The organism is Micromonospora sp. L31, from assembly GCF_052068075.1.
Classification (GTDB): Bacteria; Actinomycetota; Actinomycetes; order Mycobacteriales; family Micromonosporaceae; genus Micromonospora; species Micromonospora purpureochromogenes.
In genome coordinates, this window is sequence record NZ_JBQHDC010000005.1 from 137,727 (window position 1) to 163,308 (window position 25,582).

At 73.9% G+C, this 25,582-nt stretch carries 19 protein-coding genes; 9 read left to right on the plus strand and 10 right to left on the minus strand.

Features of this window, described 5'->3' with window-relative positions:
• The first annotated feature begins 98 nt into the window (after window positions 1-98).
• Window positions 99-1,688 (plus strand): phospholipase D family protein, encoded by a 1,590-nt coding sequence (locus tag ACTMS9_RS16015; RefSeq protein WP_441165472.1) that lies wholly within the window; start codon window positions 99-101, stop codon window positions 1,686-1,688.
• On the opposite strand, the gene ACTMS9_RS16020 is transcribed toward ACTMS9_RS16015, so the two are convergent.
• The gene (locus ACTMS9_RS16020) at window positions 1,617-2,393 is read right to left on the minus strand and encodes a hypothetical protein (RefSeq protein ID WP_441165328.1); all 777 of its coding nucleotides are present in this window, start codon (window positions 2,391-2,393) and stop codon (window positions 1,617-1,619) included. The genes ACTMS9_RS16015 and ACTMS9_RS16020 overlap by 72 nt on opposite strands.
• Before the next feature lie 378 nt (window positions 2,394-2,771).
• On the opposite strand from ACTMS9_RS16020, the gene ACTMS9_RS16025 reads away from it, so the two are divergent.
• Entirely contained in the window at window positions 2,772-3,596 is an 825-nt protein-coding gene (locus tag ACTMS9_RS16025) for a SigB/SigF/SigG family RNA polymerase sigma factor (RefSeq protein ID WP_441148040.1), read from the plus strand.
• A 377-nt stretch (window positions 3,597-3,973) separates the two neighbouring features.
• Here ACTMS9_RS16025 and ACTMS9_RS16030 read toward each other — a convergent pair whose 3' ends face one another.
• From ACTMS9_RS16030 to ACTMS9_RS16040, 3 genes are read right to left on the minus strand one after another with little or no spacing between them, the layout of a single operon-like run.
• Complete coding sequence (locus ACTMS9_RS16030; RefSeq protein ID WP_441165329.1) at window positions 3,974-4,567, minus strand: GNAT family N-acetyltransferase; 594 nt, start codon at window positions 4,565-4,567, stop codon at window positions 3,974-3,976.
• Window positions 4,564-6,087, minus strand: a complete 1,524-nt coding sequence (locus ACTMS9_RS16035; RefSeq protein WP_441165330.1) for an APC family permease — start codon at window positions 6,085-6,087, stop codon at window positions 4,564-4,566. The genes ACTMS9_RS16030 and ACTMS9_RS16035 overlap by 4 nt, the downstream gene beginning before the upstream one ends.
• 50 nt (window positions 6,088-6,137) lie before the next feature.
• Window positions 6,138-6,764 carry a GOLPH3/VPS74 family protein gene (locus tag ACTMS9_RS16040; RefSeq protein WP_441148132.1) on the minus strand — a complete coding sequence of 209 codons (627 nt, stop codon included), beginning with the start codon at window positions 6,762-6,764 and terminating at the stop codon, window positions 6,138-6,140.
• A 144-nt stretch (window positions 6,765-6,908) separates the two neighbouring features.
• Between ACTMS9_RS16040 and ACTMS9_RS16045 the strand changes: the two genes are divergently transcribed.
• Genes ACTMS9_RS16045 through hrpB form a run of 3 tightly spaced genes read left to right on the plus strand, consistent with a single transcriptional unit; the run spans window position 6,909 to window position 10,530 of the window.
• The gene (locus tag ACTMS9_RS16045) at window positions 6,909-7,751 is read left to right on the plus strand and encodes a helix-turn-helix domain-containing protein (RefSeq protein ID WP_441165331.1); all 843 of its coding nucleotides are present in this window, start codon (window positions 6,909-6,911) and stop codon (window positions 7,749-7,751) included.
• A 40-nt stretch (window positions 7,752-7,791) separates the two neighbouring features.
• Window positions 7,792-7,992 (plus strand): DUF397 domain-containing protein, encoded by a 201-nt coding sequence (locus ACTMS9_RS16050; protein WP_441165332.1) that lies wholly within the window; start codon window positions 7,792-7,794, stop codon window positions 7,990-7,992.
• 24 nt (window positions 7,993-8,016) lie between these two features.
• Window positions 8,017-10,530 (plus strand): ATP-dependent helicase HrpB, encoded by a 2,514-nt coding sequence (gene hrpB / locus ACTMS9_RS16055; RefSeq protein ID WP_441165473.1) that lies wholly within the window; start codon window positions 8,017-8,019, stop codon window positions 10,528-10,530.
• A 12-nt stretch (window positions 10,531-10,542) separates the two neighbouring features.
• Here the strand turns inward: hrpB and ACTMS9_RS16060 are convergent, their stop codons facing one another.
• Complete coding sequence (locus tag ACTMS9_RS16060) at window positions 10,543-11,268, minus strand: PP2C family protein-serine/threonine phosphatase (protein WP_441148036.1); 726 nt, start codon at window positions 11,266-11,268, stop codon at window positions 10,543-10,545.
• Window positions 11,269-11,511: 243 nt separating this feature from the next.
• On the opposite strand from ACTMS9_RS16060, the gene ACTMS9_RS16065 reads away from it, so the two are divergent.
• The gene (locus tag ACTMS9_RS16065; RefSeq protein ID WP_441165333.1) at window positions 11,512-14,121 is read left to right on the plus strand and encodes a glycoside hydrolase family 9 protein; all 2,610 of its coding nucleotides are present in this window, start codon (window positions 11,512-11,514) and stop codon (window positions 14,119-14,121) included.
• 131 nt (window positions 14,122-14,252) lie between these two features.
• On the opposite strand, the gene ACTMS9_RS16070 is transcribed toward ACTMS9_RS16065, so the two are convergent.
• Together ACTMS9_RS16070 and ACTMS9_RS16075 are read right to left on the minus strand one after the other, a co-directional pair.
• Window positions 14,253-14,765, minus strand: a complete 513-nt coding sequence (locus tag ACTMS9_RS16070; RefSeq protein WP_441165334.1) for a GNAT family N-acetyltransferase — start codon at window positions 14,763-14,765, stop codon at window positions 14,253-14,255.
• A gap of 240 nt (window positions 14,766-15,005) precedes the next feature.
• Complete coding sequence (locus ACTMS9_RS16075; protein ID WP_441165335.1) at window positions 15,006-16,208, minus strand: snapalysin family zinc-dependent metalloprotease; 1,203 nt, start codon at window positions 16,206-16,208, stop codon at window positions 15,006-15,008.
• Between the two features lie 209 nt (window positions 16,209-16,417).
• On the opposite strand from ACTMS9_RS16075, the gene ACTMS9_RS16080 reads away from it, so the two are divergent.
• The 3 genes from ACTMS9_RS16080 to ACTMS9_RS16090 all read left to right on the plus strand — a co-directional run bounded on the left by ACTMS9_RS16080 (window position 16,418) and on the right by ACTMS9_RS16090 (window position 22,700).
• Window positions 16,418-20,152 (plus strand): S8 family peptidase, encoded by a 3,735-nt coding sequence (locus tag ACTMS9_RS16080; protein ID WP_441148033.1) that lies wholly within the window; start codon window positions 16,418-16,420, stop codon window positions 20,150-20,152.
• 137 nt (window positions 20,153-20,289) lie between these two features.
• Complete coding sequence (locus ACTMS9_RS16085) at window positions 20,290-21,282, plus strand: helix-turn-helix domain-containing protein (RefSeq protein WP_441148032.1); 993 nt, start codon at window positions 20,290-20,292, stop codon at window positions 21,280-21,282.
• Between the two features lie 125 nt (window positions 21,283-21,407).
• Complete coding sequence (locus tag ACTMS9_RS16090; protein WP_441165336.1) at window positions 21,408-22,700, plus strand: MFS transporter; 1,293 nt, start codon at window positions 21,408-21,410, stop codon at window positions 22,698-22,700.
• Window positions 22,701-22,717: 17 nt separating this feature from the next.
• Here ACTMS9_RS16090 and ACTMS9_RS16095 read toward each other — a convergent pair whose 3' ends face one another.
• Genes ACTMS9_RS16095 through ACTMS9_RS16105 form a run of 3 tightly spaced genes read right to left on the minus strand, consistent with a single transcriptional unit; the run spans window position 22,718 to window position 25,554 of the window.
• Complete coding sequence (locus ACTMS9_RS16095) at window positions 22,718-22,975, minus strand: UBP-type zinc finger domain-containing protein (RefSeq protein WP_441148030.1); 258 nt, start codon at window positions 22,973-22,975, stop codon at window positions 22,718-22,720.
• Entirely contained in the window at window positions 22,972-24,552 is a 1,581-nt protein-coding gene (locus ACTMS9_RS16100; protein ID WP_441148029.1) for a Na+/H+ antiporter, read from the minus strand. The genes ACTMS9_RS16095 and ACTMS9_RS16100 overlap by 4 nt, the downstream gene beginning before the upstream one ends.
• Before the next feature lie 36 nt (window positions 24,553-24,588).
• Entirely contained in the window at window positions 24,589-25,554 is a 966-nt protein-coding gene (locus ACTMS9_RS16105; RefSeq protein ID WP_441148028.1) for a TIGR03885 family FMN-dependent LLM class oxidoreductase, read from the minus strand.
• Window positions 25,555-25,582 lie beyond the last annotated feature (28 nt).

Here is a 25,582-nt window from a genome sequence, read left to right on the forward strand (position 1 = left end):
GGTGCCACCACCAGGGCACGCGGAGCAGGCCCGGCGTGCGTACCGGCGGCAGGACACCTACCGTGAGGACGTTGTCGACGACCTCGGGGGGCTGGAACGTGGCGACGCAGGATTGGTTCCTGACCGCTGACGAACGCGCCAACCCGGTCTCGGTGTTACCCGTCTGGACGGCGGGAAACCTCGCCGAGCCGTTGATTCACGGTGCGGCGTACTTCGACCGGCTGGTCGACGAGGTGGAGGCGCTGCGCGCCGGTGACCACCTGTTCTTCACCGACTGGCGTGGCGACCCGGACCAGCGGATGCGCCCGGAGGGCCCCACGGTGGTCCAGCTCTTCGCCCGGGCCGCCCAGCGGGGCGTCGTGGTCAAGGGGCTGATCTGGCGCTCCCACCTCGACGCCCTCTCCTACAGCGAGACGGAGAACCGCAGCCTCAGCGAGGCGATCTGCGCGGCCGGCGGCGAGGTGCTGCTCGACCAGCGGGTCCGGCGGGGCGGCTCGCACCACCAGAAGCTGGTGGTGCTGCGACACCCCGACGCCCCGGAGCGCGACGTCGCCTTCGCCGGCGGCATCGACCTGTGCCACAGCCGGCGCGACGACGCGGCGCACCGGGGCGACCCGCAGGCCGTGCGGATGTCCCCCCGGTACGGCCCGCACCCGCCCTGGCACGACGTGCAGCTCGCCGTCCGCGGCCCGGTGGTCGGCGCGCTGGACACCACGTTCCGGGAGCGCTGGACGGACCCGATGCCGCTGGACTCGGAGAACCCGCTGGCCTACCTGCGCGACCGGCTGCGCGGCGCCGACCTCAGCCCCGATCCGCTGCCCGAGCAGCCGGCCGACCCGCCGCCCTGCGGCCCGCACCGGATCCAGGTGCTGCGCACCTACCCGGCGGTCCGCCCCCGCTACTCCTTCGCCCCGGACGGCGAGCGCACCGTGGCCCGCGGCTACACCAAGGCGGTACGCCGGGCCCGCCGGCTGATCTACCTCGAGGACCAGTACCTGTGGTCCACCGAGGTGGCCGAGCTGTTCGCCGACGCGCTGCGCGACAATCCCGACCTGCACCTGGTGGCGGTGGTGCCCCGCTATCCGGACGTGGACGGCCGGCTGGCCCTGCCACCGAACATGGTCGGCCGCGAGCAGGCGCTGTCGCTCTGCGACAAGGCCGCCCCGGACCGGGTGCACGTGTTCGACCTGGAGAACCGCGAGGGCGAGCCGGTCTACGTGCACGCGAAGGTCTGCGTGGTCGACGACGTCTGGGCGAGCGTGGGCAGCGACAACTTCAACCGCCGGTCCTGGACGCACGACAGCGAGCTGTCCTGCGCGGTGCTCGACGACACCCGCGACGAGCGCGCGCCCACCGATCCGACCGGCGCGGGCGACGGCGCCCGGGTCTTCGCCCGGGAGCTGCGGCTGCGGCTGTGGCGCGAGCACCTCGACCGCGACCCGGACGGCGGCGAGGACGCCGACCTGCTGGACCCGGAAGCGGCGGTGAAGGCGATCACCTCGGCGGCCGACGCCCTCGAGCGATGGTACGACGGCGGCCGGCAGGGCCCCCGGCCCCCGGGCCGGCTGCGCCCGCACCGGCCGGAACGGCTGCCCCGGCTGACCCGGCTCTGGGCGCTACCGGCGTACCGGCTGGTCTACGACCCGGACGGCAGACCGCTGCGGGCCCGGCGCGCCGGCACCTGGTGAGGCGTCGCCACGCGCCTCCGCCCGCGCCTGCTGCCCGAGGTACGGGGTCAGCCCACCCGGGTACGCGAACGCGGTGCGCGGGGCGTAGAAGCCCCAGGTGATCAGCAGCGGGTTCTCCGGGCGCAGCGCGTAGACCGGGTGCCCGGGCTCCAGGAACTCCACCGATTCGATCTCGAAGGGGTCGACCGTCTCGGAGATGAACGGGTAGACGGAGCTGACCAGCTGCCCGGCGCAGCGGGTGAAGTAGCGGTTGTGCCCGGCGTGGACCACGTGCCCGGTCTCGCCGATCCGCGCCCGGGCGCGGATCAGCGGCGACCCGTCGGCCACGGTCTCGGCGACCAGCGCCTCGCCCCGCACCTCGATGGTGGTCCGGCCGAGCACCGCGGGAGCGCCGCGGGCGGCCGCGTACTCCCGCACCAGCGGGCTCGAGGTGACGTAGTGCGTCCACCAGCCGCCCGGCCTCACGCCGCCGGGCGCGTTCACCCCGTCCAGGGCCACCCCGAGGTAGGTCAGTGAGTAGGCGCCGAAGCCGGAGGTCTGGGCGGCGTCCTCCACCACGTACTGGTTCATGAAGACCTGCCGGTCCCGGCGCGGCCGCAGCCCGGGCGGCACGAGCGCGGCGACGGCGTCCGGATCCGCCGGCAGCCAGCTGAAGTGCAGCGTGCGACTGTCGACGACGAGTTGCGGATCCGCGGGGTCCAGCACGACGCCTCCGTACCGATGGGTGTAGGGCGACGCTACGTGCGGTCCTGTCAATGGGACAAGGACGGAAAGCCGACACTCGTCCGCCATGTCGGTTCCGCGATTGACCGTCCGGTCGAGCAGGCGGGGCCAACCGGACCGGACGAACGGGTGTCCGTCGGACACCGCCATCGGTCGAGCGACCCGGTAACCGTGATCACAAACCCGCGAGTTTATGCCCGGTACACACCTTTGATGGCTCAAAATTACTTAAGTACATCGTCCTTTCGGCTAGATTTCGTCAAGCCGATCAGGCTAAGGTGAGTCCCGAACGGACCATCTGAAGCTAAACCAAAGCGTCACGTCTTTTTGTCCGCGGACGAGGTGCAGGGAGGACCACCCATGACCGCGCCAGCGACCACCGAGCAGCCGGCCACCGCCGCGCCGAGCACCGAGAAGCTGGACCCGCGCGCGCTCACCGACAGCGCCGCCGACCTGCTCAACGCGATGGCCGCGCTGCCCGCCAACCATCCGTCCCGCGCCGCGATGCGGGACCGGGCGATCGAGGCCTGGCTGCCGCTCGCCAACCACCTCGCCCACCGCTACAGCGGTCGTGGCGAGCCCACCGACGACCTGGCGCAGACCGCCGCCGTCGGCCTGATCAAGGCGATCGACAAGTTCGACCCCTCCCGCGGCGTGGACTTCGCCGGCTACGCCATCCCGACCATCATCGGTGAGCTCAAGCGGCACTTCCGCGACCGCACATGGGACATCCGGGTGCCCCGCCGCCTCCAGGAGCTGCGGCTGGCCATCTCCGACGCCAACAGCTCGCTGCTGCAGACCCTCGGCCGGTCGCCGACGGTCGCCGACATCGCCGCCCACCTCAAGCTCACCGAGGAAGAGGTCCTGGAAGGCCTGGAGGGCGCCCGCGCGTACAACGCGGTCTCGCTGTCCACCCCGACCGGCGACGGCGACCGGGCGACCGAGCTGGGCGACATGCTCGGCGGCGAGGACAGCGAGTTCGAGCTGGCCGAGCTGCGGGTGGCCCTCGGCCCGGCGCTCGCCACGCTCGACGAGCGTGAGCAGAAGATCCTCACCCTGCGCTTCTACGGCAACCTGACCCAGTCGCAGATCGCCGAGCAGATCGGCGTCTCGCAGATGCACGTCTCGCGGCTGCTGGCCCGGGCGCTGACCAAGCTGCGGGGTCAGCTCGACGGAACCTACTAGGGTGCGCTGACGGCGGCCGGGTCGGCGGACCCGGTCACCGTCGCGTGCTTCGGGCCCGGTCGGCGGTTCGCCGACCGGGCCTTTCCGTGCCCATACCCCACACCGCGGGCCGCGCGCATCCGGCGAGGCGCCCCGCGCCGCACGGTCTGCGGCGTGTCGCGGCGTCCGGGGCGGCCGACATGCGGGCGCGCATCCGGAGGACGTCCCGCGCCGCACGCTTTGCGGCGTGTCGCGGTGTCGGGGGCGGCGGATACCGCGACACGCCGCAAACGGCGCCGCGTGCCGACGGCCGGCGCTGGCCGTCGCCCGGCGCCGGCCGTCGGGCACCGCGAAGGCCGGCACCGGCGGTCGCGGGTGCCGGCCTTCGGGGCCAGTGCTCAGCGGGCGCCCGGCTCCCGCCACATCGGGTAGAACGGGGAGCCGTCGGGCAGCCGGAACGGCTCGCCACCCCGGTAGCCGTGCCGGGCGTACAGGTCGCGGCTGCGCTCGCTGCTCGCCTCCAGGTACGCCGGCACGCCCGCCGCGTCCAGCGCCGCGTGGTGGTGCCGCAGCAGGGCGGTGCCGACGCCCCGCCCCTGCCGCTGCGGGGCCACCGCCAGGAATGCCAGGTGGTGGTGGTCGTCGTGCGGGTGGTGCGCCTCGAACAACGTGTCGAGGTGCTGGAACCGCTCGGTCCACTCGCCGCAGGCCGCGGCCAGCCGCTCGTCGTAGTCAGCCGGTGGCGGCGCCGGGTCGCCGGACTGCGGGAACCAGACCGCGACGCCGGACCGGTCGACGGTGGCGTGGACCAGGCCGTGCCGCATCGCGTGGTCGACCAGGATCTCGAAGTTGTCCGCCAGCACGGCCTCCCGCTTCGCGGCGTCCGGCACCAGCCACCGCGTCGCCGCCAGGTCGTGGAACGCGCCGGCGATCCGCTCGGCGACCGCCCGGGTCTCCGCCGGCCCGAGCCGCTCGACGGTCAGCCCGGTCACCGCCGCACCCCCGCCCCGGCCGGCGTCGGCCGGCCCGGCTCCGGCAGCACGGCCACCGCTGCGCTCTCCGCGCCCAGGCCGATCCGCGCGTACACGTCGGGCCGGCTACGCCGCAGGAACAGGCCCCAGAGCACGCCGAGCAGCGCGGCGACCGGGTAGACCGCGGGGATCGCCCAGCGCAGCGGGGAGTCCGGCGCGACGCCGAGCAGATTGGCGAAGTTGTCCAGCGCCAGCACGATGATCACGGCCAACGCGACCGCCGCCAGGCCCGGGGCGATCGCCCGCCGCCACAGGGTCTCCCGTACCCCCTGCCGGGCGAAGAACGAGATCACCGCGACCGAGGTCGCCGCGATCAGCAGCAGCACGCCGAAGCCGCCGCCGGTGCCGGCCCAGTAGAACAGCTTCAGCACCGGATCCCAGCCGTTCACCGCGTAGAGCACGATCACCAGCAGACCGAGGACGCTCTGCGCGAGCGACGCCACCCGGGGCGACCCGGTGCGCGGCGAGGTCTGCCCGAACGCGGCGGGCAGCACCCGCTCCCGGCCGAGCGCGAAGGCGTACCGGGCGGTGGTGTTGTGGAACGAGATCATCGCGGCCAGCACCGAGGTCACGAAGAGCGCCTGGCCGATCAGCACCGCGGTGTCGCCGAGGTGCTCGCCGGCCAGGTTGAAGATGAGCAGGACGCTGTCCTCGCCGGCCCGCTCGGCGATCCGGTCCGGCCCGGTGGCGACCGTCATCGTCCAGGACGACAGGGCGTAGAGCGCCGCGATGATCGCGATCGAGAGGTAGGTGGCCATCGGCACCGTCCGGCGCGGGTCCTTGCTCTCCTCGCTGAACACCACCGAGGACTCGAAGCCGACGAAGCCGGTGATGGCGAGCACGAGCACCGCCCCGGCGCCCGGCACGAAGAGGTTCTCCGGCGACAGCGCGGCGACGCTGACCTCCCCGCCGGCCGGGTGGGTGAGCTGGGCGAGGTCGTAGCCGACGATCACCGCGATCTCGGTGACCAGCAGCACGGCCAGCACCAGCCCGTTGATGTCGACCCGCAGCAGGCCCAGCACGGCGACCAGGCCCCAGGCGACCAGGGCCACCACCCACCACTGCGGGTGGCCGCCGAAGAGCCGGTCGAGCACCGGCTCGGCGGCGATGCCGATGGTGCCGTAGAGCCCGACCTGCAGGGCGTTGTACGCGATCAGCGCCACCCAGGCCGCGCCGACGCCGGCCGGCCGGCCCAGCCCGCGGGAGATGTACGCGTAGAACGCACCGGCGTTGGCGACGCGGCGGGCCATCGCCACGTAGCCGACGGAGAAGAGCACGAGCACCGCGGCGACCGCCAGGAAGGCCAGCGGGATGCCGGTCACGCCGGTGACCGCGTACCCGGTGGTGACCACCCCGGCGACCACCGTGAACGGCGCGGCGGCGGAGAGGACGAAGAAGATGACCGAGGGGACGCCCAACCGGCCACGGGCCAGGGCGTCGGAGACGTTGCTGGGGCGTTTCGGCGTCGACGTGGGAGACATGGGGGCGACTCCGGTTCGAGGGGGGATGAGGGGGATGGTGGTGGCGCAGATCAGGGGATGCCGCGCAGCACGGCCGCGCCGACCGCGGCTTCGGTGTGCGCGACGAGTTCCCGCAGGGGGGCGGGCAGGGCGGGGATGAGCACACCGAGCCGGTGGTGCGCCCGGGGTCCGGCGCTCCAGAGCACCTCCCGGCTCAGCCCGGCGGCGCAGACCAGGCCGAGCAGGACGGCGTCCGGCACTCCAGGGGGATCCGGCCGTTCCAGCAGGGCGCGCAGCCGGGTGGCCGGCCAGGCCACCACGTTGAGGTCGATCGGGACGTAGCTGACGCTGGTGCGCAGCAACCGCCGGCTCTCCTGCCGGCGCAGCACCCCGGCGCGGGCCAGCCGCTCCCCCACCGACGTGGTCGCCGTCTGGGCCAGGAAGCTCAGCCAGGTACGCAGGGACTGGTGCTGCGACTCGCCGTTCAACTGGTCCAGCACGGTGTGCGCCAGGGCGTCCGGCGGTGGACGCCGGTCCAGCACCGTGACGAGCCCGCCGGAGACGGTGATCTGTCCGAACAGGATCAGCTCGCCGAGGAGGGCGCCGGCGAGCCCCAGCCCGGTCGCGGCCGGGTGCAGTTTCGCCTTGCCCCGGCTGTCGTTGTGGGCGATGAGGAAGAACTCGTCGGCGATGAGCAAACGAGCCTCCAACGCGGGTTGTCCACAAGTGATCGACGCCGGGTGACAGGATGCCCGCACCCTCCGGCCATTGCAACTCCCGGATTCGATGGTTGCACTCCGTACTTGCGCGACCTGCGGATCTTGCCGTGCCAGACTCAGAGGGTGACCGCCAGCCCCACCGTCCGCCGCCGCCGGATCGCCCGCGAACTTCGTCAACTGCGCGAGCGCGCCGGCATGACGCTCGACGTCGCCGCCCGCCAGCTCGACATGTCCAAGAGCAACCTGTCCCGGATCGAGAACGCCCAGATCGGCATCAAGCCGCGCGACGTACGGGCCGCCCTGGCGCTGTACGCGGTCACCGGCGCGGACGCGGAGGCGCTGATCGAGATCGCCCGCGGGGCGCAGCAGCGCGGCTGGTGGCAGAACTACAGCGACGTCCTGCCGGAATGGTTCGAGTTCTACGTCGGACTGGAGGCCGAGGCGGCGACGCTGCGCACGTACGAGGCGGAGTCGGTGCCCGGTCTGCTCCAGACCGAGGCGTACGCGCGGGAGATCTACCGGCGCACCGCGGGCGAGGAGGGGCTGGAGCGCAAGGTCGCCGCCCGGCTGCGCCGACAGGAGGTGCTGCGCCGGGAGTCCCCGGTCCAGCTCTCCGTGGTGCTCAACGAGGCGGTGCTGCTGCGCCCGGTCGGCGGTGCGGCGGTGATGGCCGAGCAGCTGACCCACATGGCTCGGATCGCACAATCACCGAACGTGGCTATTTACGTACTTCCATTCACGGCCGGGGCGCATCCGGCGATGAGCACCCCGTACGTCATCCTGCAGTTCGCCGACGCCGCCGACGCCTCCGTGGTTTACCTGGACAATCTCACGATGGGGCTGGCTCTGGAGGATGCCGGTCACGTGCGCGGGTATAGCCTTGTGCACGAGGAGCTGTGCCGGATGGCACTGGATCCGGCGGACTCCGTGGCCCGCCTGGAGGCCGCTTCTCGTAACTTTGCGTGACCGCATCGCGGCACGCCCGCAGAAGACGAGAGGTACGGGGATGACCGCGCTCGACCTGACCCGGGCGGAATGGCGCACCAGCACGCGCAGCAGTGGCAACGGAAACTGCGTGGAGGTCGCCACCGTCGACGGTCGGGTCGCCGTCCGCGACAGCAAGGACCGGGGCGGGCCGGTGCTGGTCTTCTCGTCCGCGACCTGGGTCGCCTTCGTCACCGGCGTCGACGCGGTGCGCCCCGGCTGACCGCCGGGTGCCACAGTGGGCACCGTGCTCTCCGACGTACCCCTGAGACTGCCGGTCAGTCCGGTCCTGCCGGCGCTGGTCGCGGCGCTGGCCGAGGCCGGCGGCGCGGTGCTGGTGGCGCCGCCTGGCACCGGCAAGACCACGCTCGCGCCCCTCGCGGTGGCCGACCGGGTCGAGGGCCGGGTGGTGGTGGCCCAGCCGCGTCGGGTGGCCGCCCGCGCGGCGGCCCGCCGGATGGCCGACCTGCTCGGTGAACGGGTCGGCGGACGGGTGGGGTACGCGGTGCGCGGGGAGCGCCGGGTCGGCCCCGGCACCCGGATCGAGGTGGTCACCACCGGCCTGCTGGTCCGCCGGCTGCACCACGACCCGGAGCTGCCCGGGGTCGGCGCGGTGCTGCTCGACGAGGTCCACGAGCGGCAGCTCGACGCGGACCTGGCGCTGGCCTTCGCGGTGGACTCCCGGGCCGCCCTGCGCCCCGACCTGTGGCTGCTGGCGATGTCGGCGACGCCGGAGGCGGACCGGTTCGCCGCGCTGCTCGGCACGGACCGGCCGGTCCCGGTGGTCCGGGCCGAGGCGGCGCTGCACCCGGTCACCCGAATCTGGGCGCCCCCACCCCGGCCGGTGACCCCACCCGGCGCCGGTCGGGTGGACCCGGCCCTGCTCGACCACGTGGCGGCCACCATCCGGCGGGCGCTGCACGAGCGCGAGGGGGACCTGCTGGTCTTCCTGCCCGGGGCCGGCGAGATCGCCGGCGTCGCCCGGCGGCTGGCGGACCTGACCGACCGGGTGGCCGTCCTGCCGCTGCACGGGCGGCTGCCCGGCGCCGCGCAGGACGCGGCGCTGCGGCCGGCCGACCGCCGCCGGGTGGTGCTGGCCACCTCGGTGGCCGAGAGCAGCCTCACCGTGCCCGGCGTCCGGGTGGTGGTGGACGCGGGGCTGAGCCGGGTGGCCCGCACCGACCTGTCCCGCGGCCTGGGCGCCCTGGTCACCGTCCCGGTCTCCCGGGCCGCCGCCACGCAACGCGCCGGCCGGGCCGGGCGGGAGGCACCCGGCCACGTCTACCGCTGCTGGTCCGCGGCCACCCACGAGCGGCTGGCGGCGCAGCCGGAGCCGGAGATCGCCACCGCCGACCTGACCGGCTTCGCCCTGGAACTGGCGGCCTGGGGCAGCCCGGACGGCACGGCGCTGGCCCTGCCCGACCCGCCGCCGCCGGCGGCGCTGACGGTGGCCCGGGAGACGCTGGCCAGCCTCGGTGCCGTCGACGCGGACGGCCGGATCACCGGGCGGGGCCGGGCGATCGCGGCCGCCGGCGCCCATCCCCGGCTGGGCCGGGCCCTGCTCGACGGTGCGCCGCGGGTCGGCGCCGACCGGGCGGCGGAGCTGGTCGCGCTGCTGGCCGAGGAGGGCCTGACCGGCCGGGACGACGACCTGGTCGCCGGCTGGCGGCGGCTGCGCGGCAACGCCGATCCGGGGGCCACCGCCCGCTGGCGGGCCGAGGTACGCCGGCTGCGCGCCGCCCTGCCCACCGCTGCCGGTGCCGGGGGCCGGGACCACCTGCCCGACGACCTGGCCGCCGGGCTGCTGGTGGGGCTGGCGTACCCGGAACGGCTGGCCCGGGTCCGCCGGGCCGGCGGGAGGTCGTACCTGATGGCGGGTGGGACCGCGGCGGAGCTGGCGCCCGGGTCGGGGCTGGCGGGCGTCGACTGGCTGGCCGTCGCGGTGGCCGACCGGTCACCCGGGGCGCCGACCGCCCGGGTGCGGCTGGCGGCGGGGTTGGACGAGGCCACCGCCCGGGAGGCGGGCGGACCGCTGCTGCGCGAGGCGCGGGAGGTCGGCTGGGTCGACGGTGACGTGGTGGCCCGGGAGGTGGTCCGGCTCGGTGCGATCGAGCTGCTGGCCCGCCCGCTGGCCCGGCCGGAGCAGACGTTGCTGGCGGCGGCGCTGCGCGACGGGCTGCGCCAGGAAGGGCTGTCGGTGTTGACCTGGACGCCGGCGGCCCGCGCGCTGCGGGAGCGGATGGCGTTCTGCCGGCGGGCGCTCGGCGAGCAGTGGCCCGAGGTCGGCGACGACGCGCTGCTCGCGGCCGTCGACGACTGGCTCGGCCCGGAGCTGGCCGCCGCGCGACGGCGGGCCGACCTGGCCCGGATCGACGTGGCCGCCGCGCTGCGCCGGCTGCTGCCGTGGCGGCAGGCGGCCCGGCTGGACGAGCTGGCGCCGGAGCGGATCGAGGTCCCCAGCGGCTCGAAGATCCGGGTCGACTACGCGGACCCGGCGGCGCCGGTGCTGGCGGTGAAGCTCCAGGAGACGTTCGGCTGGCCGGCCGCGCCCCGGATCGCCGACGGCCGGGTGCCGGTGCTGCTGCACCTGCTCTCCCCGGCCGGCCGGCCCGTGGCGGTCACCGCCGACCTGGCGTCGTTCTGGCGTACCGGATACCCGCAGGTCCGCGCCGAGCTGCGCGGCCGCTACCCGCGCCACCCGTGGCCGGAGGACCCGGGCAGCGCCACGCCCACCCGGCACGCCACACCCCGGCGCCGCTGAACCGGCTCCGGCTCACTCCTCGACGATGTCGGCGATCAGCACGGTGACGTTGTCCGGGCCGCCGGCCCGCAGCGCGAGGTCGATCAGACGGCGGGCGCACAGCTCCCGGTCGGCGGTCTCGGCCAGCACCTCGGCGAGGGTGTCCGGGCGGACCACGTTGGAGAGGCCGTCGCTGCACAGCAGCCAGCGGTCCCCCGCCCAGGGGACCATGGTCGCGTACGTCGGGGAGACGTCCTCGCCCTGGAGCGCCTGGGTGACCACCGCCCGCCGGGGGTGGCTGGCGGCCTCCTCGGGGCTGATCACGCCCTGGTCGACGAGCATCTGCACGAAGGTGTCGTCCCGGGTGATCTGCTTGAGCGTGCCCTCGCGGAACAGGTAGGCCCGGGAGTCGCCGATGTGGGCCAGGGCGAGGCAGCTGCCGGTCCGGGAGAAGAGCAGGGCGGTCAGTGTGGTGCCCATGCCCTGCCGTTCCGAATCCTCGGCGACCGCCTGGCGGATCCGCGTGGTGGCCAGCTCGATGCCGCTCTGCAGCGCCGCCACCAGAGCGTCCTCGGGGGTCTCCACGTCCAGGGGCGCGATCGCGTCGATGGCGATCCGGCTGGCCAGGTCGCCGGCCGCCATCCCGCCCATGCCGTCGGCGACGGCGACGAGCCAGGCACCGGCGTGCAGGGCGTCCTGGTTTCCGCTTCGGATCAGCCCACGGTCGCTCGTCCCGACGGAACGAAGCTTCAGGGTCATGGGAGGCAGCCTGCCAGGCGAAGGCCGCTGTTGTCTCTAGGAGATCAGGACGACGGGTCGTGGCGCGGCGAATCTCACTGTCCTTCACGTTCCCGGGGGTCGTCCACCTCGGCCGGAAGGTCATCCAGCCCGATCAATTGACATCGACGAGATGCGCTGGAAACATCGGGGCGGTGGTGGGAGCGCTCCCAGGTACCGCTCCCTCCCGACCCCCACCGCTCCCCCGCCCGGAAGGAATCCCCCGTGATCCCAATCCGACGCCAACACCTCGCGTTGCTGGCGGCGACCGCCCTGGCCCTCACCGGCGCCGGCACCGGCGTGGCCCGCGCCGAGGTCCCGCCGGACGCCCCCGAACAGCTCAGCAACGGCGACTTCAGCGCCGGTGTCTCCCCCTGGTTCTCCTACGGCACGGGCGCGCTGGACGCGGCCGACGGCCGGCTCTGCACCACCGTCCCCGGCGGGTCGGCCAACCCCTGGGACGCCGGCATCGGCCAGGACGGGGTACGGCTCAACGCCGGCGCGGAGTACCGGCTCGGCTTCGACGTCTCCGCCACCCCCGGCACCGCGATCAAGGCCGTCCTCCAGCTCGGCAGCGCTCCCTACACCACGTACGCGGCCGTGGGCGCCACCGCCGGCCCCGAGAGCACCCGGGTCGAGCAGACCTTCACCGTGCCCGACGACAACCCCGCCGCGCAGCTGATCTTCCAGGTCGGCGGGTCCGCCGCCGAGCAGCGGATCTGCCTCGACAACGTCTCGCTGCGCGGCGGCGAGGCGGCCCCGCCCTACCAGCCGGACACCGGCCCCCGGGTGCGGGTCAACCAGGTCGGCTACCTGCCGGGCGGGCCGAAGAACGCCACGGTGGTGACCGAGGCGACCGACCCGCTGCGCTGGGAGCTGCGATCCGCGGCCGGCGCGGTGGTGGCCAGCGGCGAGAGCACCCCGCGCGGGGTGGACGCCGCCTCCGGGCAGCACGTGCAGACCGTCGACTTCTCCGCGTACCGCACGCCGGGCACCGGCTACACGCTGGTCGCCGACGGCGAGACCAGCCACCCGTTCGACATCTCCGGCGGCCTTTACGACCGGCTGCGTGCCGACTCCCTCCAGTTCTTCTACGCCCAGCGCAGCGGCACCCCGATCGACGGCGACCTGATCGGCGCCGAGTACGCCCGCCCGGCCGGCCACGTCGGCGTCGCGCCCAACCAGGGCGACACCGAGGTGCCCTGCCAGCCCGGCGTCTGCGACTACTCCCTCGACGTGCGCGGCGGCTGGTACGACGCCGGCGACCACGGCAAGTACGTGGTCAACGGCGGCATCGCCACCTACCAGCTGCTGAACACCTTCGAGCGGACCAAGACGGCGGAGACCGCCGACGGCGGCGCGGCGCTGGGCGACGCGACCCTGCGGGTGCCCGAGCGCGGCAACGCGGTTCCCGACGTGCTCGACGAGGCCCGCTGGGAGCTCGAGTTCCTGCTGCGCATGCAGGTGCCGGCCGGCCGGCCGCTCGCCGGGATGGCCCACCACAAGATCCACGACCGGAACTGGACCGGGTTGCCGCTGGCCCCACACGAGGACCCGCAGCCGCGCGAGTTGCACCCGCCGTCCACCGCGGCCACCCTCAACCTGGCCGCCGTCGCCGCCCAGTGCGCCCGCCTCTTCGCCCCCTACGACGCGGCCTTCGCCGCCCGCTGCGGCACCGCCGCGAGGACCGCGTACGCGGCCGCGAAAGCACACCCGGCGATCTACGCCAGCGCGGCCGACGGCACCGGCGGCGGGGCGTACGACGACACCACCGTCACCGACGAGTTCTACTGGGCGGCGGTCGAGCTGTACCTGACCACCGGGAAGAAGAGCTACCTGGACGACCTGACCGCCTCGCCGCACCACACCGGCGACGTCTTCGCCGCCGGCGGGGCCTTCGGCTGGCAGAGCGTGGCCGCCCTCGGCCGCCTCGACCTGGCCACCGTGCCGAACGGCCTGCCGGCCGCCGAGAAGGCCCGGATCCGCGCCTCGGTGACCGAGGCCGCCGACCGGTACCTGGCGGCGCTGCGCGCCCAGGCGTACGGCCTGCCGCTGCCCGCTGACGCCGGCAACTACGTGTGGGGCAGCAACAGCAACGTCGTCAACAACGCGATCGTGCTGGCCACCGCCTTCGACCTGACCCGGAACGCGACCTACCGGGACGGGGCGGTGCAGGCGACGGACTACCTGCTCGGCCGCAACGCGCTCAACATGTCGTACGTGACCGGCTGGGGCGAGCAGCACGCGCGCAACCAGCACAGCCGCATCTTCGGCCACCAGCTCAACCCCGACCTGCCGAACCCGCCGGCCGGTTCGCTGGCCGGCGGCCCGAACGCCGCCCTCCAGGACCCGTACGCCGCCCAACTGCTCGCCGGCTGCAAGCCGATGTTCTGCTACGTCGATGACATCAACTCGTACGCGACCAACGAGGTGGCGATCAACTGGAACTCGGCGCTGGCCTGGCTCGCCTCGTTCCTCGCCGACCAGGGCGACGCCGGGGCGGTACCGGCGCAGAGCTGCGCCGCCACGTACCAGGTGCACGGCGCCTGGCCGGACGGCTTCAACACCCAGGTGACGATCCGCAACACCGGCACGAGCGCGGTGAACGGCTGGACCGTCCGGTACGCCTTCACCGGTGACCAGAAAATCGAGCAGGCGTGGACGGCGCAGGTCAGCCAGTCCGGCGCCACCGTGACGGCCCGGAACCTGTCGTACAACGGGAAGATCCCGCCCGGCGGCAGCGTCACCTTCGGCCTGCTCGGCAAGGCCGGCACCCTCGCCAACCCCACCCCCAACCTGATCACCCTCAACGGCGCCGCCTGCACCCTGTCCTGACCCCTCATTCCGGCACCCCACGCGCCGGTCAGGATCCGCGCACGTTCACGGAAAGAGTGGCCTCCCGGAGCCGGGAGGCCACTCTTTCCGTGAAACTGCCGCCACTGGAGCCGGCGGGCGGCGACCGCCCGCTAGCCCGTCGCCCTGCGCATTGCGACCCGGTCGGTCATGTCGAGGCCCAGCGCCGCCTCGGCCGCCAGCACCTCCGCCAGGCCGGGGCCGACCTGCGCCGCTGACAGCTCCACGAACCCGCACCGGGCGTAGTACGGCGCGTTCCACGGCACGCTGCGGAAGGTGGTCAGCGTCAGCGCCGGCAGGCCCCGCTGCCCCGCCCAGCCGGCAACGTGGTCGAGCAGCCGCCGGCCGACGCCCCGGCGGGCGTGGCTGGGGTGGACGCTGAGCTGCTGGACGTAGGCGCAGCCGTCGACCAGGTGCGCCACGGCCAAGGCGATCGGCTGGTCGTCCGGCCCGAGGGCCACCCAGACCCGGCCGGCCCGCTGGCCCTCGCCGAGCACGTCCAGGTCGAGCGGCGGCGCGTCGGCGATGTCGACCATGCCGATCTCCCGGAACGGCGCGCCGGAGGCGACCTCGATCCGTTGCAGGTCGGCGAGTTCGTCCGTCCGGGCCGTTCTGATCCGCTCCACGGCCCAGACCCAACCAGCCGCGGCGCGTGCGGCCCACCGAATTTCGGGCCGCCCCGACCCGGACCGCCCGGCTCGGGGCGGCAGCGGTCACGCCGCCCGGCCCGCGCCCGGCCGGCGGCGGTCAGGCCGACGAACCGGACCGCCGCGACCGCTTCCGGAAACGGCGGCGGTCGGGGCGGCCCGGTGGGGCGTCCGCGCCCGCTGCGGAAGGAACGGACGCCCCGGGTGTACGGGTCGCGCTCAGGCGGGCAGGCCGCCCACCTGGGTGTTGATCCAGGAGCGGATCGACGGCAGGTCGACGTAGATGGACGGGCCGGTGGCGCAGGTGGGGTTGTTGTTGCCGGCCCGGCTGGTGGCGCCGATCAGGTTCCACACCCCGTTGATCCGCCGCACCTGCGGGCCGCCGGAGTCGCCGTAGCAGGCGCCGGAGTTGCCGTTCGTGTTGTTGGTGCAGATCTCGTACGTCGCGTTGATGCCGATGCAGCGGCTGTCGGCGACGATGGAGGTGTCGAGCTCGTTGGCGACCGCGGGTGCGGAGCCGCAGCCCCGCTGCGGGCAGGTCTGCCCCCAGCCGATGATCCGGGTGGCCGTGCCGACGGCGCCGGAGGTGCCCGGGATCGGCGCCGGGGCGTAGCTGACCGAGCTGGCCAGTTGCAGCAGCTTGACGTCCACGGACGGGTGGCTCACCGCCCTGGTCACCCGGACCACGGTTCCGCCGGTGGTGCGGTTGACGCTGCCCACCCGCACCGACGACGGGGTCGAGCAGTGCCGGGCGGTGACCGCCCAGTTCGCCTTGATCAGCGTCCCGGTGCAGCCGGAGACGTAGACCATCCACGGGTAGTTCTCGCTGGCCGGGCGGCCACCGACCACGAACGGCCCGGGGTCCTCGGCGCCGTTCCAGGTGTAGCTGACCCCGGTGGTGGGCGCGGTGAGCGTGCCGCCGAACAGCGAGTTCACCCGGGACGCCTCGGCGGCGCTCGGGTAGGCGTTCCTGCAGGACACCGGCGCGCTGCTGCCGGACATCAGGTCGGAGCAGAGCCCGGTACGCCGGTCGGGCAGGCCGAGGATGTGGCCGATCTCGTGGCTGGCGATCCGGGTCCGGTCGTACCCCTGGTTCACCGCCTGCCGGCCCATCCACACCCGACCGGAGCCGAGCCCGGTCGGCTGCGCCCGGGGCCAGCCGTCGTCGACGTAGATGGTGACGTTGCCGGGGGTGCGCGGCGCGAGCCGCACGGTGCTCACCGAGCTGTTCCAGATCGTGGCGGCCTGGTCGAAGTTGGTGCGGAACTCGCCGGCCCGGCTGGCGTCGTAGTAGACGGTCCGGACGGCCGCCGAGGCCGCCGTCGTCTCGACCGCCACCAGGCCGAGCGCCGCCAGCACCATCGCGAGCAGGGCGCCCGCCGTACGCGGAAGATTGTGTCGTCGGAACATCCGACCTCCCATCGATAGATGTCCATTGATGCTAGATGTATCGATGGGTGTCTGTGGAATACCGGATTCGTCATATGCTGGCCGTGGCACGGCGGGCGGGCGGTCGAGGTGGGCGAAAGCTCCGGGTATCGCGCGATCCTGGTTGGCGGATCCGCGCCATGGCAGAAGACCGTCGTCACCAGCCCTTCACGCGGTCGCCGGCGTACCGCTAAACCCGTGACATGTCCTCACCCTCAAAGCCATCTCGCCGGCGCCGCGGTCGCTGGCAGCTGGTCGCGGCGGCCGCCATGGTCCCGGTACTGGCTGCCAGCGCCGTCGTCGCGCAAGCGCCCGGGCAGGCCGCGCCGTCCAGGCCCACCGTTCCCCCCAAGCCTTCCGCGACCCACAAGGTCACGCTGGTCACCGGCGACGTCGTCACGATCACCACGCTGGCCGACGGCCGGCAGATCGCCGACGTCGACCGGCCCGACGACGCCGTCGGCGGCGTACGCATGCAGGAGATCAAGGGCGACCTGTACGTCGTCCCCGACGAGGCGGCGGCGCTGCTGAGCGCCGACAAGCTGGACCGCCGGCTGTTCAACGTCTCCGACCTGGTGGAGATGGGCTACGACGACGCGAAGGCCGGCGGCGTGCCGCTGATCGCGACCTACGCCGGGCCGACGGCCCGCGCGGCGGTCCAGCCGACCGCGCCCCGCGGCAGCAAGGTGGTCCGCAAACTGGCGGGCATCCACGGCGCCGCGCTCGCCGCCGACAAGAAGCAGGCCCGCACCTTCTGGTCCGCCGTCGCGCCGGCGGCCGGCCCGGCGCGCGGCGGCAAGGCGGAGCTGGGCGCCGGCATGGCGAAGCTGTGGCTCGACGGCCGCGTCAAGGTCAACCTCAAGGAGAGCGTGCCGCTGGTCGGCGCGCCCGAGGCCTGGTCGGCGGGGTACGACGGCAAGGGCGTCAAGGTCGCGGTGCTCGACACCGGCGTCGACGTCGACCACCCCGACCTGAAGGACCAGATCGACGGCACCGCCAGTTTCGTGCCGGGTGAGGCGATCACCGATGTCAACGGGCACGGCACCCACGTGGCCAGCACGATCGTCGGCAGCGGCGCCGCCTCCGGCGGCGAGCTCAAGGGCGTCGCCCCCGGCGCCGACCTGATCGTCGGCAAGGTGCTCGGCGGCGAGGAAGGCTCCGGCCAGGACTCGTGGATCATCGCCGGCATGCAGTGGGCGGCCGAGTCCGGTGCCGACGTCGTCAACATGAGCCTGGGCGACACCATGCCCTCCGACGGCAGCGACCCGATGTCGCAGACGGTCGACGCGCTGTCCGCGCAGTACGGGACGCTGTTCGTCATCGCCGCCGGCAACGCCGGCCCGGAGACGATCTCCACCCCGGCCGCGGCCGCATCGGCCCTGACCGTCGGCGCGACGGACAAGCAGGACGGTCTGGCGGGGTTCTCCAGCACCGGCCCGCTGGCCTGGTCCGGTGGCATGAAGCCGGACATCTCGGCGCCCGGCGTGGACATCACCGCAGCGCGCTCGCAGGCGATGACCGACGGCGGGGACGGCCCGTACCGCACCATCAGCGGCACCTCCATGGCCACCCCGCACGTCGCCGGCGCGGCGGCGATCCTGGCCCAGCAACACCCGGGGTGGACCGGCGCTCAGGTCAAGGAGCACCTGATGAGCAGCGCGAAGGGCCTGGCGGAGTGGTACTCGCCGTACGAGGTCGGCACCGGCCGGCTCGACGTCGCCGCCGCCACGCGCACCACGGTGACCGCCACCGGCTCACTGTTCTTCGGCAACTACGACTGGCCCCACGAACCGACCGACGTCGCCGTCACCAAGGACCTCGTCCTCACCAACCACGGCGCCACCGACGTCACGCTGAACCTGGCGCTGACCAGCACCGGCGGCCAGTTCACCCTCGGTGGGTCCACGGTGACGGTGCCGGCCGGCGGCAAGGCGACGGTGCCGGTGACCGGTGACCCGCGGGCCGCCGACTTCGGCCGGTTCACCGGCTACGTGGTCGGCACAGACGCGGCCACCGGCCGAGCGGTGACCCGCACCTCGGTGGCCCTGGTCAAGGAGGAGGAGCGCTACGACCTGAAGATCAAGCTGGTCGGGCGGGACGGCAAGCCCGCCGCCGGCTGGGTCGGGATCAGCAAGTCCGGCGACTCCTGGCCGTGGGCGATCCACGTCGACGGCGAGACGACCATGCGCATGCCGGTCGGCACGTACCTGGTCGCGGCCAACCTCGACGTGGCCGGCGAGCGGGCGGACCGGTCCGGCCTGGCGGTGCTGGTCGATCCGGAGACCGTGCTCCAGCGCGACACCGAGGTCGTCCTGAACGCGAGCGAGGCTCGCCTGCTGCAGACCGACGCGCCGCAACGCACCGAGGACCGGCAGCGCAAGGTCGACTTCAGCGTGGTGGACGGCTTCGGCCTGACGTTCCGCAACGCGTACCTGGTCCCACCGAACTACGACGACCTGTACGTCTCGCCCACCGAGCCGATGACGCAGGGCCAGTTCACGCTGACCACCCGCTGGCGCAAGGGCGAGCCCATGCTCGGGCTCAGCGCACCGGATGGCCAGCCGGCATTCGAGACCCTGGTGCAGCGGGGCAGCACGCTGGCGGACGCCCGCGACACCGTGGGGTCGGCCTATGCGGGCACGGGTGCCGCCGACGACTACCGGAAGGTCGACGCGAAGGGCAAGGTCGTCGTCGTCAGACGCAGCGACGCGGTCACGCCCGAGGAACGCACCGCCGCCGCTGTCGCGGCCGGCGCCAAGGCGCTCATCGTCGTCAACGACGGTGTCGGCGGCCTGACGGAGTACGTCGGCCAGTCGCCGATCCCCGTCGCCACCGTGCACCGCGACGCGGGCAAGGCCCTCATCGCGCTGGCCCGGCTCGGCCGCAAGCTGACCGTCACCCAGTCCGAGTACAGCGACTTCGTCTACGACCTGACCCGGGACTACCCGGGGCGGGTGCCGGACCGGCCGCTGGTCTACCGGCCCAGCCAGCACGACCTCGCCCGGATCGACGCCCGCTACTACGGCGTGCGCGACGGTGAGGGCTCCGGCTACCGCTACGACATGACGCTGATCCCGACGCTCGGCGAGCACGAGCGCGAGTGGCACCCGGGCACCAGGACCGAGTGGGTCAGCCCGGACCAGGTCTGGGCCGAGTCGCACGCCCAGAACATCCACGGCGCCCTGCCGTGGGAGGTGGTGTCGGGCGTCAACACCTTCCCGGCCGGCGCCACCACCCGGCTGGACTGGTTCGCCCCGGCGGTGCGCCCGGCGTTCAGCGACGCCTTCTCGGTGACCAACGAGCGCTGGCAGAACTTCATGACCTGGAACGTGCAGCCGTGGAGCTCGTCCAGCGAGGTCCAACGCCTGGGCGGCTACCTGCCGTGGGGTGAGACCCCGACCCATCTGCGGGTCTTCCAGGGCGACACGCTGATCCACGACAACCCGTTCAGCACGGACATGCAGTGGATGGAGGTGCCCGCGGGCGACCTTCCCTACCGCGCCGTCCTCGACGCGGAACGCCCCGGCGACGTGTTCCGGCTGTCGACCCGCACCCACACCGAGTGGACGTTCCGCTCCGACACGGTCGACGCGGACTTCATCCGGCCGTTCTCCGTGCTGCAGCTGGACTACCGGCTGGCGACCGACCTGCGCGGCGACGTCCAGGCGAACGCCGTCCACCAGATCGCCGTGCGGCCGCGACCCTCGGACGCCGGCACCATCCCGGGCAAGATCACCAGCGTCACGCTGGACGTCTCGTCGGACGACGGCGCCACCTGGCGGTCGGTGACCCTCACCAGGAACGCCGACGGCTGGTGGAACGGCACCTTCCGCGCGCCCGCCAAGGCGAACGGGTTCGTCTCGGTGCGCGCCGGCGCCGCGACAGACAGCGGGTACGGCATCGAACAAGAGATCATCCGGGCCTACGGCCTGCGATGAGCCAGCTCAGCGGGCCCTGGGGCGACCACGTCCCAGGGCCCGTCCCGCCGGGCACCGGCTCGTGCCGACCTACCGAAGTCAGCAGCCATGGCGCATACTCTCCCCGCTACCGCGTACGGCGAGAGGGACGGGTACCGATGCTGGCCGCGCTCGGGCTGGAGCCCGCCGAGGAGGCCATCTACCGCGCCCTGCTCAACCGACCCAGCGCCACGGCGCTGCGGATCGCCGAGCTCCTCGAACTGGCGGAGCCGGACGCCGCCAGGGCGCTGGCCCGGCTGGAGGACGTCGGTCTGGTCAACCGCGACCCGACCGGCGCGTACCGGGCGACGCCACCTGCCGTCGGGCTCGGCGCGCTGATCACCGAGCGGCGGGACTCGCTCCGGATGGCCGAGCACGCGCTCGTCACCCTCGCCGAGGAGCACCGGGCGGCGGTGGCCGGACGCACGATCGGCGAGCTGATCGAGGTGGTGACCGGGGTCGACGCCATCCGGCACCGCTTCCTCCAGCTGCAACAGGCCGCCCGCACCCAGCTGCGTCTGTTCATCACCGCGCCGTTCATCGCCGTGCCGCCCGGCGAGAACACGGCCGAGACGGCGGCCGTCGAGCGCGGGATCCGCTTCCGCGCCGTGCTCGAGCGTGCGGTGCTGGAGCAGCCCGGTCACGTCGAGGAGACCGTCGACTCGCTGGGCCGCGGCGTCGAGCTGCGCGTGGTCGACGAGTTGCCGATGAAACTGGCCATCGCCGACGCCGACCTGGCGTTGGTGCCGCTCGCCGTGGCGCCCGGTGGTGAGCCGGGAGCGGTGCTGCTGCACCGCAGCGGACTGCTGACCGCGATGGAGGCGTTGTTCGACGCGGTATGGCAGCGCGCCCATCCGCTGGAGCTGTCCACCGTCGGGGCCGGCCCGGCGCAGCTCGCGGAGCTGGCCACCGACGAACCCACCGACCTCGACCGTAAGATCATCGCGCTGCTGCTCGCCGGGCTCACCGACCAGGCGGTCGCGACGCAGCTCGACCTGTCGCTGCGTACGCTGCAACGACGGCTGCGCCACCTGATGGACACGGCCGGTGTCCGCACCCGGATGCAACTGAGCTGGTACGCCGTCCAGAACGGGTGGGTGGGCCACGCCTGAGCGCCCGCCAACCGGGCGTTCTCACGGCGGACAAACACCGCCAGGCCCCGAGTGCGGCGAAGGTGTGACCGGCGTCGCCCGCCGCGGGTCCCCGCAGGCGGCGGCCGGTCCCTACGGTCGAGCCGATGACCGTTCCCGGGCGCTGGTCGCCACTGCCGCCGCCCGGTCGGCTGCGCACCCTGGCCCTGGCCACGCTTGCCAACACCGTCGGCTCGGGGCTCTGGCTGGCCGGCGCGCCCCTCTACCTGACCCGGGACGTCGGGCTGAGTCCCGCCTCGGTCGGGCTGGGGCTCACCCTCGCCGGGCTGCTGGGGCTGACCGCTGCCGTCCCGCTCGGCGGCCTGGCCGACCGCCGCGACCCGCGTACGCTGCGCGCGCTGCTGCAACTGCTGCAGGCCGCGGTCGCCGGGGCGTACCTGCTGGTGGCGTCCTTCCCCGCGTTCCTGATGGTGGCGGTGCTGGACGCGCTGCTCACCGCCGGCAACCTGGCGGTCCGCGCCGCCCTGGTCGCCGCCGTCGGCGGACCCGCGGGGCGGGTGCAGGCGTTCGCCACCCTGCGCGCGGTGGCGAACCTCGGCATCGCGCTCGGCGCCGGCCTGGCCGGGTTCGCCCTGGCGGCCGACACGCACCTGGCGTACCAGGTGCTGGTGGTCGGCAACGCGACCACCTATCTGGTGTCGGCGGCGCTGCTGATGCGCCTGCCCGGCTACCCGCCCCCGGCGGCCCCGGCGCGGCCGGCCACGTCGGGTCGGGCGCGGGCGCTGCGGGACCTGCCGTTCCTGGCCGTCAGCGGAGCGTCGGCAGTGCTGGCACTGCACGCCACGGTGCTCACCCTGGTCGTGCCGCTGTGGACGGTGAGCCGGACCGGTGCCCCGCCGGCCGTGGTGTCGGCGGTGCTGCTGGTCAACACGTCACTCACGGTGCTGCTGGCCGTGCGGCTCGCCCGGGGCGCGGACACCGCCGTCCCGGCCGCCGCCGCGATGCGCCGGGCCGGCCTGGTGCTGGCGGTGGCGATGCTGCTGTACGCGGCCACCACCGGCAGACCGGCCGGGCCGGCGACCGGCCTGCTGCTGCTCGCCACCGCCGTCTACACGGTCGGCGACCTGTGGCACAGCACCGCCGGCGCGGGGCTCGCCTACGGGCTGGCCGCGCCGGAGTCGATCGGGGCGTACCAGGGGGTGGACGGGTTGCTCGCCGGCCTCGCCCGGGCCGGCGGACCGGCGCTGCTGACCTGGGCGGTCCTCGACGGCGGGGTCGCCGGGTGGTGCGCGCTGGCCCTGCTCTTCGCGCTCGTCGGGCTGCTCGTCCCGACCCTGACCCGGCGGGCTCTCGCCGGCGGTGCGGGGCAGGCGGCGAACGACCTGCCTGCACCGGCGCCCGGTGCTGGCGCTCGACGGAGAGCCGCCGGCCGCCCCTGATCCGGGGACCGGACCGGTCAGCCGATCTCCTCGTCGACGAAGCACCAGCGCCAGGTCTCCCCCGGCTGGATCGAGCGCATCACCGGGTGCCCGCTGGACTCGAAGTGCTTCGTCGCGTGCTGGTGCGGCGAGGAGTCGCAGCAGCCGACGTGCCCGCAGGTCAGGCAGGCGCGCAGGTGCACCCAGTAGTCGTTGCCGATGGCGACGCAGTCCGGGCAGACGTCCTCGGCCTGCGGCTCGGCGTCGCCCGCCTCGGTCAGGTGCTGGCAGCTCACTCGTCGGCCTCCCGGGTCAGCAAAGACTCCTCCAGGTCCAGGTCACGGTACGCCCGCACCAGCACCTCCTCCGGTATCCGGCCGGAGTCACGCGCGGCCCGGTACACCTCGCGCTCGGCGTCGATCATCTCCTGCCGCAGCCGGCCGTACGCCTGGGACGGGGTTTCCCGGCCCTCGCCGCCCAGCTGCTCCCAGGCCAGGTTGGTCCGTGCCTCCAGCAGCTCGCGCAGCCGCTCCACCACCGACGACGGCGCGCCGGGCGCCAGCTCGTACAGCCGGTCCCGGGCCGCCTTGCTGGCCTGCTGCTGCACCGCCGCGGCGGAGAGCGCGTCCTGCACCGGGTCGTCCGGCGGCAGCTTCAGCCGGCGAGCCACCATCGGCAGGGTGGCCCCCTGCACCACCAGGGTCACCACGATCACCGCGAAGGCCAGCCAGATGAACAGCTCCCGCTGGTAGGGCCGGCCCCCGGCCAGGGTCAGCGGCAGGGCCAGCGCGGCGGCGAGCGTCACCACCCCGCGCATCCCGGCCCAGCCCAGGACGATCGGCACCCGCGCCGGTGGGGCCGGGTCCCGGCGTCGCACCCGGGGCACCAGCCGGGCCAGGTAGGTGGCGGGGAAGAGCCAGACGAACCGGGACAGGAAGACGGCGAGCAGCACCGCCAGGGTGACGCCGGCCAGCCGGCCGATCGGTTCGTCGAGGTCGCGGACCACCTCCCGTAGTTGGAGGCCGACCAGCAGGAAGACCAGCCCCTCCAGCAGGAACCGGGCCAGCCGCCAGAACGCGCCGACCTGCAGCCGCGAGGCCGCCGACATCAGCAGCGGCATCTTGTGGCCGATCCCGAGCCCGGTCACCACGACCGCGACCACCCCGGAGGCGTGGATCTCCTCGGCGGCGAAGACCACCGCGAACGGCACGATCAGCGACAGCGCGTTGTCCAGCAGCGCGTCACCGGTTCGCTTGTGCAGATAGCCGAAGACGACCACGCCGAGCAGGCCGACCAGGATGCCGCCGCCGGTGGAGCGCAGCACCTCCCAGGCCACCTCCCCGAACTCCACCCGGCCGCCGCTCACGGTCGCGGCGATGATCGAGACACGGAGCAGCACCAGCGCGGTGGCGTCGTTGACCAGGCTCTCGCCCTCCAGGATGGTCACGATTCGGCGGGGCAGCCCGACCCGGCGGGCCACCGCCGTGGCGGCCACCGCGTCGGGCGGCGCCACCACCGCGCCGAGCGCCAGGCAGATCGCGTACGGCAGGCCCGGCATGAGCAGGTACACGACGGTGCCCACCACGAACGCGGTGAACAGCACCAGTCCCACCGCCAGCAGCAGGATCGGCCGCAGGTTCAGCCGGAACGCCGGCACCGACGTCTCCAGGGCCGCGACGTAGAGCAGCGGCGGCAGGATGCCGACCAGGACCAGGTCCGGGTCGAGCCGCACCTGCGGGAAGCCGGGCAGGTAGGACAGGGCGAGACCGAGGACCACCAGCAGGATGGGCGCGAGCACGCCGAGCCGCCGGGCCAGCGCCGCGCCGAACGTCGCGATCGCGAGGAAGACCACGACCTGGAACAGAGCCTCCATGGGTACGAGCCTAGGGGGCCCGCCGGCGGGACGAGATCAGGCCGTGGTCCGCAGCTTCGGCAGCACCTGCGCGCCGAACGTGTCGATGAAGGCGCGCTGCTCCTGCCCGACGTGGTGCAGGGCGATCTGGTCGAAGCCGAGTTCGACGTACTCCTCCAGCCAGCCGACGTGCCGGCCGGTGTCGGCCGAGATGTTGACGACCTCGGCGACCTTTTCCATCGGCACCTGCTCGGAGACCGCGTCGAAGTGCTCCGCGGTGTCCAGGTCCCAGCAGACCGGCGGGGCGAAGACGTTGCTGCGCCACTGGTCGTACGCGATCGCCTCGGCCTCGGCCTGCTCGGGCGCCCAGCTGACGTGCACCTGCAGGTGCAGCGGGCCGCGCCCGCCGGCGTCCCGGTAGGCGTCGATCATCTGCCGCAGGTGTGCGGTGGGGGCGTTGACGGTGATCAGGCCGTCCGCCCACTCGGCGCACCAGCGCGCGGTGGCGGCGCTGACCGCCGCGCCGATCAGCGCCGGCGGCTGCTCCGGGCGGGTCCAGAGCCGGGCCCGGTCGACCCGGACCAGGCCGTCGTGGCTGACCTCCTCGCCGGCGAGGAGCGCCCGGATGACGTCGACGCACTCGCGCAGCCGGGCGGCGCGCACGTCCTTGCGCGGCCAGCCGTCGCCGGTGACGTGCTCGTTGCTCGCCTCGCCGGTGCCCAGCGCGGCCCAGAACCGGCCCGGGTACATCGCGCCGAGGGTGCCGATCGCCTGCGCGATGATCGCCGGGTGGTAGCGCTGGCCGGGCGCGTTGACCACGCCGAACGGCAGGCCGGTGGCCTGGAGGGCGGCGCCGAGCCAGGACCACGCGAAGCCGGACTGGCCCTGCCGGGCGCTCCACGGCGAGAAGTGGTCCGAGGACATGGCGGCGTCGAAGCCGGCCCGCTCGGCGTGGATCACCGCATCCAGCAGCCGGCTCGGGTGGATCTGCTCGTGGGAGGCATGGAAGCCGAACACCGTCATGGGCTATCCCTACCCATGACGGTGTCCG

Coding starts and splice junctions, on each gene's coding strand:
- ACTMS9_RS16025 (WP_441148040.1), top strand. CDS start 2,772: ATGACCGCGCCAGCGACCACCGAGCAGCCGGCCACCGCCGCGCCGAGC.
- ACTMS9_RS16035 (WP_441165330.1), bottom strand. CDS start 6,087: ATGTCTCCCACGTCGACGCCGAAACGCCCCAGCAACGTCTCCGACGCC.
- ACTMS9_RS16050 (WP_441165332.1), top strand. CDS start 7,792: ATGACCGCGCTCGACCTGACCCGGGCGGAATGGCGCACCAGCACGCGC.
- ACTMS9_RS16060 (WP_441148036.1), bottom strand. CDS start 11,268: ATGACCCTGAAGCTTCGTTCCGTCGGGACGAGCGACCGTGGGCTGATC.
- ACTMS9_RS16075 (WP_441165335.1), bottom strand. CDS start 16,208: ATGGGAGGTCGGATGTTCCGACGACACAATCTTCCGCGTACGGCGGGC.
- ACTMS9_RS16080 (WP_441148033.1), top strand. CDS start 16,418: ATGTCCTCACCCTCAAAGCCATCTCGCCGGCGCCGCGGTCGCTGGCAG.
- ACTMS9_RS16085 (WP_441148032.1), top strand. CDS start 20,290: ATGCTGGCCGCGCTCGGGCTGGAGCCCGCCGAGGAGGCCATCTACCGC.
- ACTMS9_RS16090 (WP_441165336.1), top strand. CDS start 21,408: ATGACCGTTCCCGGGCGCTGGTCGCCACTGCCGCCGCCCGGTCGGCTG.
- ACTMS9_RS16100 (WP_441148029.1), bottom strand. CDS start 24,552: ATGGAGGCTCTGTTCCAGGTCGTGGTCTTCCTCGCGATCGCGACGTTC.
- ACTMS9_RS16105 (WP_441148028.1), bottom strand. CDS start 25,554: ATGACGGTGTTCGGCTTCCATGCCTCCCACGAGCAGATCCACCCGAGC.